Origin of the sequence: Alteromonas sp. 14N.309.X.WAT.G.H12, assembly GCF_036697315.1 — a bacterium.
Lineage (GTDB): Bacteria > Pseudomonadota > Gammaproteobacteria > Enterobacterales > Alteromonadaceae > Alteromonas.
The window spans coordinates 1-8,333 of record NZ_JBAHZB010000066.1; the positions used below are offsets into that span (position 1 = coordinate 1).

Annotated in this window: 5 protein-coding genes; 2 read left to right on the plus strand and 3 right to left on the minus strand. The window is 45.2% G+C overall.

All coding sequences use genetic code 11. The annotated features are described in order from the left end of the window. Window positions 1–359: 359 nt before the first annotated feature. The gene (pssA, locus tag V5298_RS14615) at window positions 360–1,184 is read right to left on the minus strand and encodes a CDP-diacylglycerol--serine O-phosphatidyltransferase (protein ID WP_332932187.1); all 825 of its coding nucleotides are present in this window, start codon (window positions 1,182–1,184) and stop codon (window positions 360–362) included. A 342-nt stretch (window positions 1,185–1,526) separates the two neighbouring features. Between pssA and xdp1 the strand changes: the two genes are divergently transcribed. Beyond that, the gene (gene xdp1, locus V5298_RS14620; RefSeq protein WP_332932188.1) at window positions 1,527–2,429 is read left to right on the plus strand and encodes an exosortase-dependent surface protein XDP1; all 903 of its coding nucleotides are present in this window, start codon (window positions 1,527–1,529) and stop codon (window positions 2,427–2,429) included. A gap of 81 nt (window positions 2,430–2,510) precedes the next feature. Continuing rightward, entirely contained in the window at window positions 2,511–5,327 is a 2,817-nt protein-coding gene (prsT, locus tag V5298_RS14625) for an XrtA/PEP-CTERM system TPR-repeat protein PrsT (RefSeq protein WP_332932189.1), read from the plus strand. Window positions 5,328–5,379: 52 nt separating this feature from the next. Here prsT and clpB read toward each other — a convergent pair whose 3' ends face one another. Then, window positions 5,380–7,950: an ATP-dependent chaperone ClpB gene (gene clpB, locus V5298_RS14630; RefSeq protein WP_332932190.1), complete on the minus strand. Its 2,571-nt coding sequence runs from the start codon at window positions 7,948–7,950 to the stop codon at window positions 5,380–5,382. A 136-nt stretch (window positions 7,951–8,086) separates the two neighbouring features. Next, window positions 8,087–8,333, minus strand: a 247-nt coding sequence (locus V5298_RS14635) for a laccase domain-containing protein (protein WP_332932191.1), incomplete at its 5' end; no start/stop codon positions are given.

Genomic DNA, 8,333 nt, shown 5'->3' on the forward strand with positions numbered 1-8,333 from the left:
AAAACTTTTATGAATCGTCGGTTGACACTCTTAACGAGTGCCCACACAGATTGTCTTGTTATAAATTGTTAAAGAACGTCGCTCAAGCCTTGCTGTATGCCGTCTCAAGCGGGATGCGTATAATACTCCGCATCGTTTTTTTTGTCAATCATTTTTTTGAAGTTTTTTGCATTCTCAAAATGATTTTCATCACTCTTAAATCAGGCGTTTCGTTGAAGCCCCTGAAGTGAGGAGGCGCATTTTACGCATCTGTTTGATGAGGTCAACCCCCATTTCAAATTAATATGAAAAAAGCGACCTGTTCGGTCGCTTTTTCATCGCTTTGTAGTAAAAAAAGACAATTCTTTCGTTTTTATGGCCTAACTTTTGTTGTCTGTTGCATTACCCGTGTCGGTTGCACGGTTATCGCCTTCGATTTCAGTGTCATTAAAATCAGCATCTTTGTCTTCGTGATCGCCAACCACATCATCTAACGTTACTTTATCGACGGTTCGGAAGGTATTGATCGGCCCCGCCAACGCATAAAGTGCAAAAACCAAAAACAGGACTAATGCAGGTTCAGTGGCAACAATGACAAATACCAACATGATGATCAGCAATGCCACAAAAGGCACCTTGCCATTCCAATTAACTTCCTTAAAGGAGTTATATTTGAAGTTACTAACCATGAGCAACCCGGAAGCCCCGGTGATGAGTGCAACGATAACACCGTAATCATTACCATCTACACCGTACTCAACCCCTACCCAAACCAAGCCGGCGACGACTGCCGCAGCCGCGGGACTCGCCAAGCCCTGGAAGAAGCGTTTATCAGCAATTCCCACCTGAGTATTAAAACGTGCAAGCCGCAATGCTGCTCCCGCGACATAAATAAATGCCGCTAACCAACCAATTTTGCCAAGCCCGCTTAACCCCCAATTATAGGCCACTAAGGCAGGCGCCATACCAAATGACACCATATCGGCCATAGAGTCATATTCAGCGCCAAACGCACTTTGTGTATTTGTCATCCTAGCGGCGCGGCCATCCAATCCATCAAATATCATCGCAACAAATATTGCCACAGCGGCCGCTTCAAAAGCCCCATTCATCGATGCCACTACAGCATAAAACCCAGAAAACAGTCCTGCTGTTGTCAGCAGGTTAGGCAACAGATAGATACCTTTTCTTTTCGAATCCGTCATTAAGACCTCTTAACTACACATTTCAATCACCTTATTATTTCATACATCGGTTGAAGGCGCACGGAACAAAAATGTTAACAATCTTTTCCACCGTTCCACACACTCTCGTATACAAACAAATACGTAATAATGAAAAATACCGTCTATAGTTCAACCAATTGAAATAAAAGAAATAATGTTATTTTTACTACTTTAGTTAGATGTCAGTATTTTTTACGTCTGTAAACGCCATTTACATAAATAACATGACAAATGGTATAGAAACATGCACATATAAACATGGCGCAATACTTGCTTATCGATAGTCGAGGTATATAAAAGAGGTATAAGGGGTTAATAATAATGAAATTAAATAAAATTGCGTCAGTGTCAGCCCTCGTCCTCGCAAGCGTCTTGTCAACGCCCGGTTTTGCCGGTGGTCACACTGGTGGCGGATGGCATAGCGGTTGCGGCACGGGAGGCAGTTCGGGAGATGGGTGTAATGCATCAGATTATTTTGCAGACGATTTGATGTACAGCTTAGCCAATGATGGGATCACAAACGCAGAAGTGGATGGTGTTGTTATTAACGCCTCTGCCTACTCAGATACTGCGGGAAGTGAAAGCATAGGTAGCTACTACGGCTATGATGTTAGATCTGATACCAATGTTGTTTCTGCTGAACTTAAACAATACGGTAGCGGCTATGGGGTCATTAATGACGATGAAAAAGGAAAGTCACCGGATCATTCTGTAGACAATGCATCAAGTGAAGGTTGGCAGAAAGAAGGTGGTACTTACTATTACAACATCGATACCGACTACGATTACATTTTACTGTCTTTTGATGAGGAAGTTAATGTAACCGGTGCAACCTTTAGTTGGCTATGGAAAGATGATACGCAAATTTCCGTCGCTGCACTTGACGATACATCCATGCTTGATTCCGGCAGCAACTCTTGGTCAGATATTGCAGGTGATGCGTTGGCAGTAGGCTCGTTTGATGTGCTAAATTGTGACGATACTGATCTGGCAATGATAGAAATTGAAAGTGTATTTTCCCAATATTGGATAATCGGTGCCTATAACACGGTATTTGGTGATATTGGTAGCTCTATGTACGATGACGGCTTTAAACTCGCTTCTGTAGGCTTTACCACCAAACCTGGTGAAAAACCGCCCACTGAAGTCTCAGAGCCCGGCACCTTTGCGATGTTATTTTTAGGTGGCGCCCTCGCTATGTGGCGTAGAAAACGTCAAGCTTAGTTAATGTAAGCTAAACTTCGATAAAGCATTGGTTGTAAAAGGTGGCAGTTGCCACCTTTTTCTTCAGCAGTAGTCAGGGGCATGATGAACACTCTACGAAAATCCACATTATTTATCCGTCTCGCACTTCCCGTTGTGTTGAGTTTCCTGTGTTGTCTTTCCTATGTAAATGCCAGTACCTTTGAAGATTATGAAAAAGCCTTGGCGGCTTATAATGAAAAAGATTATCAAACTGCTTTTGTTCATTTAAAAAATAGCCTGCAACAAGATCCCAATAATCTGACAGCCAAAATATTGATGGGACGCCTTTTGCTTCAAAATGGCTACGTAAGAGCGGCTGAACTCGAATTTAGAGAATCCATTGAAATGGGCGCGGACATAAACCTTGTCGCCGTACCTCTAGGTACCTCTTGGCTATTTATGAATCACTATCATGATGTGCTAGATTTTACCGACTACAATCGCCTAAGTTCCAAACAAAAATCAGCATGGCTGCAAATTCGGGCCACGGCCTGTAACAAATTAGAAAATGAAACCTGCGCGAAAGAAGCCTACGAGCAAATGTTAACCCTGCCCTTTGATCGAGATGACGCTTTCACCGGGTTAGCCGCTATTGCAATGCGCAACAATGATCTGGACAGTGCTGAAGAATTATTAAATCAATCAAAAGTCATCAACGAAAACAGCGCTACCTTATGGCGTTTAATTGCCCAATTGTCCTATCGAAAAGGCGATGTCGATACCGCCATAGTACATTTTAAACAGGCGTTGGCACTTAACAGCGATGATCCCATCGCCTTACGGAACTTAGTCAACCTTTACATCGCCCGCGAGGACTTCGCCAGCGCCCGGGTGTATATCGATGAAATCATGTCCCGTACGCCGGACGACCCCCTCGCAATATTGCTAAATAATTGGTTAATGACCCAAGAAGAAACCGTTACTACCAATACCGCAGAGATCCAAAAGCTCGGTAATACTTTGTCTGAATTGTCCCCTGACGTGGTGGAATCACAACCATTACTTATCTATATCAGTGGGTTAACCGCCTATTTTAATGGCAATATAGAAAAAGCCGTAGGCGATTTTGAACGCTATCTGACAAAAAATCCTGAAGATTTACAAGCCATAAAACTTCTGGCCAAAGCCTATATATCAACCCAGCGCCCAAAACTCGCATTATCCTTGCTGGAACAAAAACAATCGGTGTTGATGCAAGATCTCAATGCAGCATTATTACTGGGCGACTTGCTCATTGACCAAAATAGGAGTTTTCGGGCCAATAATCTGATCCGCACGTTAGAAGCCCGCTATCCCAACTCGTTACACTTACAGCTGTTCAAAATTAAGTTGATGACCATACGGGGCCAGGAAAAGCAGGCTCTCAGTATGTTAGACGCCCTTTATAATTTACAGCAGTTGAATCCAACGTTCCTATTTACTTATGCATCAATGAAAATGCGTTACCGCGATTTTGATGATGCCCATAAAGCCGTGGATCGACTGATCGAGATATTTCCGCAAAAATCTGACGTATACAATTTAAAAGCCTCCTTGTTTATCCAGCAAAGAGAGTTCACCCTCGCCCGACAAATGCTCACCAAAGCCCTATCCCTGAATAAAGACAGTTTTGCAGCGCGATTTAACCTGGCCTCTGTTGACGCTAAAACCGGCGATATTGAAGGCGCTAATGCACGCCTTGATGAATTACTCGCTAAGGTACCAAGACATGTGCCATCTCAATTACTCAAAGCGCAAAACCTGATCATTTTAGGCGACGTTGACACGGCGACAAAAATCTATAAAAACGTCTTGGCTCTGAACCCGGAAAGTCAAGAAGCGCGGGTAAAACTGGTGCAAATCAGTGCCCGTAGAGGTGACTTACCAGACGCGCTCTATCAGCTCGACAAACTCCTCAAAGAAGATTTTGACAATCCAGCATACCTGCTACAAAAAGCCGATATTCTTGTCTCGTTAGAGCGCTATTTGGAGGCCGACAAAGCCCTAGTGTTAGTGAAGGACAGTATCCAGGATAGCCCTAAAATGCTGGAGCGGTACGCCAATGTTCTTGTCAGACTAGGTCGACCGGAAGAAGCCTTAACCAACTTAGTGAAAGCACGGGCACTTTCGCCCTACGACAATGATCTGGTGTTACATACCGCTAAATTACAAATCGCCCTTGGTCGCGTCACCGAAGCGGCACAGACTATCGGCTCTCGCATAGAAAAAAATCAAGACAATCCGAATTTTTGGTATGTTGCGGGTTTATTAGCAGAAAAAAAAGCCAATTACACGAAGGCAACCCAGGCCTATTCCCGTTCTTTAAGCCTTTCCTCTAAATTTGCCCAGCCCCTACTCGCGGCCTATAAAATGGCAAACAGAGACAATAATCCCAGTGGTTTCATTGCTATCGCCAGACGATTAATGAAAGAAGAGCCAGAATACCTACTGCCGGCAAACCTCCTTGCTCAGTATTTTTATTACAAAGGGTACTTTGATAAAGCGATCCCTGTTTATATACAGCTTGCGGACCACCCTCACGTTTTGAACAAATCGAAAGTGTTAAACCGATTGGCCGAAATGGCCGCCCAAACGGATACCATGCAAGCGGCTCAATGGATAGCCGAGGCGTATAAACTCAATGCCTACGATCCTGAAATACTGGACACTTATGGCTGGGTACTTGCCCAGGAAGGGAAATATCAGGAAAGCTTAGAAATGTTAAGACGGGCATTCAGCCGACAAGCCACCAACCCGAAATTACGATTCCATTTAGGCTTTACCCTTGCAAAAATGGGCCAGAAAACGGAAGCCAAAGAGCATCTTGAAATAGCGGCCAACAGTGAAGAAGATTTTATGGGTAAAGCCCAAGCCGAAAAGATCCTCTCATCGTTTTAATAAAAAAATGGCTGCGATGAGGCAGCCATTTTTTATTTATATCTAGACGTATTTAAACAACGATAAATTTATCATCCTTAACATCAATACGTACTGTAGACTCAGGCAACAACGCTCCAGAAAGGAGTTGCTGTGCCAGCGGATTTTCCACCTGCGTTTGAATCGCTCTTTTCAGTGGGCGGGCCCCAAAAATTGGATCAAACCCAGCATCAGCCAGTTTGTCCAAGGCCGCTCCAGATAACTCCAGCTTGTACCCTTTCTCGATTAAACGTTGCCGTAGAGAAGCAAGCTGTATTTTGGCAATGGCCTTGATCTGCTCTCTACCCAGCGGATGGAATACCACTATGTCATCAACACGGTTAATAAACTCAGGGCGGAAGTGCTGACCTACAACGGTCATAACCCGCGCTTTCATCTCCTCGTACTGGCTATCATCATGGGTATCTTGAATCACATCGGATCCTAAATTTGACGTCATGATCACAACGGTATTTTTAAAGTCCACGGTACGGCCCTGACCATCGGTCAAACGTCCATCATCCAGTACTTGCAGCAAGATGTTAAACACATCAGGATGTGCCTTTTCCACTTCATCTAACAAAATAACAGAATAGGGCTTTCTGCGAACCGCTTCAGTTAAATAGCCGCCTTCTTCATAGCCCACATAACCGGGAGGCGCCCCAACCAGTCGTGACACTGAGTGTTTTTCCATAAATTCGGACATATCAATGCGAACCAACGCACCTTCGGTATCAAACAGAAAACCAGCTAGTGCCTTAGACAGCTCGGTTTTACCCACACCGGTAGGTCCAAGAAATAAAAATGAACCAATGGGTTTGTTCGGATCGGAAAGTCCTGCCCGAGAACGTCGAATTGCATTCGACACCGCGTGTACCGCTTCGGTTTGTCCCACCACCCGCTTATGCAACGCTTCTTCCATACGCAGCAGTTTGTCTTTCTCACCTTCCAGCATTCTAGCAACAGGGATCCCGGTCCAACGAGACAAGACTTCAGCAATTTCGTTGTCTGTAACTTTGTTTTTCAGCAACAAGGTTTCCCGAGTTTCGTTCTCAGCGGCTTTTTCTAGCTTCATTTCCAGCTCAGGAATTCGGCCATATTGTAATTCTGACATCCGATTTAAATCCGACGCCCGACGGGCAATTTCAAGATCCAGCTTAGCCTGCTCCAATTCAGACTTAATTGACTGAGTACCTTGCATGGCATCTTTTTCTTCACGCCAAATTTTATCCAGACCCGATAATTTGTTTTCGGCTTGCTCCCGCTCCAGTTCTATCATTTCAAGACGTTTATGACTGGCATCATCCGTTTCTTTTGCCAATGCCTGTTCTTCGAGCTTTAACTGGATGATCCGTCGCTCGAGACGATCCATATCCTCCGGTTTGGAGTCTATTTGCATACGAATACTCGAGGCCGCTTCATCGATCAGATCGATGGCTTTGTCTGGCAACTGGCGATCACTGATATAGCGATGGGACAAGGTTGCCGCCGCAACTATGGCCGGATCGGTTATATCCACAGAATGGTGCAGCTCATAGCGCTCTTTCAAACCACGCAAAATGGCAATGGTGTCTTCGACACTTGGCTCGTCCACCAGCACTTTTTGGAAACGACGTTCCAACGCCGCGTCTTTTTCAATATACTGACGGTACTCATCAAGGGTCGTCGCCCCAACGCAATGCAATTCGCCACGAGCAAGCGCCGGTTTTAGCATATTCCCCGCATCCATGGCGCCGTCAGATTTACCGGCCCCCACCATGGTATGCAACTCATCGATAAAGAGGATGACTCTGCCCTCTTCTTTGGATAATTCATTTAAAACCGCTTTAAGGCGCTCTTCAAACTCACCCCGGTATTTGGCCCCAGCCACCAGCGCGCCCATATCCAGCGATAGCACACGCTTATCTTTCAGCCCTTCGGGCACTTCACCGTTGATAATCCGTTGAGCAAGCCCCTCAACAATGGCGGTTTTACCCACACCGGGTTCACCGATAAGTACCGGGTTGTTTTTGGTACGTCTTTGCAGCACCTGAACCGTACGGCGAATTTCTTCATCCCGCCCGATAACCGGATCCAGTTTCCCCTGCTCGGCGCGCTCGGTGAGATCGGTGGTGAATTTTTCTAACGCTTGCCTTACGTCTTCGGCATTCGGATCGGTAACTTTTTGTCCGCCACGCATCTTGTCGATGGCACTTTCGACATCCTCTTTGCTTACTTTTAGGCTTCTGAGAATATCGCCAAGTTTACCCTTATCTTCTAGTGCCGCCAGCACAAACATTTCCGAGGTGATGTAGTCATCTTTGCGTTGCTGGGCAATTTTATCGCATAGATTTAATAGGATACCGCTATCTTTACTCAGCTGAACATCGCCGCCTATTCCTTCTACCCGAGGAAGACGATCGATGGCTTCGGCCAATGCTGAGCGCAACGCATTCACATTGACTTGCGCCTGATCCAGCAATGGACGTACCGAGCCGCCTTGCTGATTGAGCATGGCGGTCATAAGGTGTACGGGTTCAATAAACTGATGATCTCGCCCCAGTGCCAGTGACTGTGCGTCGGAAATTGCTAACTGAAATTTACTGGTAAATCTATCTAACCGCATGAATAATCCCCTACTAACACGATGCTTACTATGTCTGCTTTTATGGGTCCTAAAACGCCGCTATTCAAGCTAAATGATGGATTGTCGTTCTATTTTATTGATCATAATCAAGTTAATTCACTGTCTAAAAAGCGAACTAAGATTTCAATCCAATGACGCTCACCTGTCTACCACAGTGGAATTGGCTCTGTTGGCTACTACGCCGATGGGAAAAAAATCGTTGGGGATCGGAGAAGGTACACAAACCCGACAAGGTCACGTTTTTCACGCCACCCTGTAACAACTGGGCTTTAGCAACAGCGGGTAAATCAAGCATAAATTTACCCGCTTGGGCACTCGATTTTATCGCCCAAGGCCAAGCAGAAAATTGCTCGCTTACCGAC

Excerpts from the sequence above, each read along its gene's own strand:
- xdp1 (WP_332932188.1), top strand. The coding sequence starts at position 1,527 with ATGAAATTAAATAAAATTGCGTCAGTGTCAGCCCTCGTCCTCGCAAGC.
- clpB (WP_332932190.1), bottom strand. The coding sequence starts at position 7,950 with ATGCGGTTAGATAGATTTACCAGTAAATTTCAGTTAGCAATTTCCGAC.
- prsT (WP_332932189.1), top strand. The coding sequence starts at position 2,511 with ATGATGAACACTCTACGAAAATCCACATTATTTATCCGTCTCGCACTT.
- pssA (WP_332932187.1), bottom strand. The coding sequence starts at position 1,184 with ATGACGGATTCGAAAAGAAAAGGTATCTATCTGTTGCCTAACCTGCTG.